This is a genomic window from Neorhizobium puerariae, from assembly GCF_042429745.1.
GTDB lineage: Bacteria > Pseudomonadota > Alphaproteobacteria > Rhizobiales > Rhizobiaceae > Neorhizobium > Neorhizobium puerariae.
This window is the reverse complement of record NZ_JBHMAA010000074.1, coordinates 1-506: the sequence shown is the minus strand read 5'-3', so window position 1 is coordinate 506 and position 506 is coordinate 1. Positions and strand designations below refer to the sequence as shown.

Genomic DNA, 506 nt, shown 5'->3' with positions numbered 1-506 from the left:
CGAAGAAGGAAGCTCCTGCCCCTCCCAAAGCCGAAGCCAAAGCGAAGGCCTTGAAAGCTAAGAAGGCGGTGCTGAAAGGCGTCCACAGCCACAAAAAGAAGAAGATCCGAACGTCACCCACCTTCCGGCGGCCCAAGACCCTGCGGCTCCGGAGGCAGCCAAAATATCCTCGGAAGAGTGCGCCCAGGAGAAACAAGCTTGACCACTATGCTATCATCAAATTCCCACTGACCACGGAGTCAGCCATGAAGAAAATAGAGGACAACAACACTCTTGTGTTCATTGTGGATGTCAAGGCCAATAAGCATCAGATCAAACAGGCTGTCAAGAAACTCTATGACATCGATGTGGCCAAAGTCAATACCCTGATAAGGCCCGACGGAGAGAAGAAGGCGTATGTTCGCTTGGCTCCTGATTATGATGCCCTAGATGTTGCCAACAAGATTGGGATCATCTAAACTGAGTCCAGATGGCTAATTCTAAATATATACTTTTTTCACCAAAAA

1 protein-coding gene is annotated in these 506 nt (G+C 48.8%); it reads left to right on the top strand.

Annotation, left to right across the window (positions count from 1 at the left end):
* Positions 1–458 (top strand): 50S ribosomal protein L23 (locus ACFFP0_RS31015; RefSeq protein ID WP_377266089.1); only part of this gene is annotated, 458 nt, incomplete at its 5' end.
* Positions 459–506 lie beyond the last annotated feature (48 nt).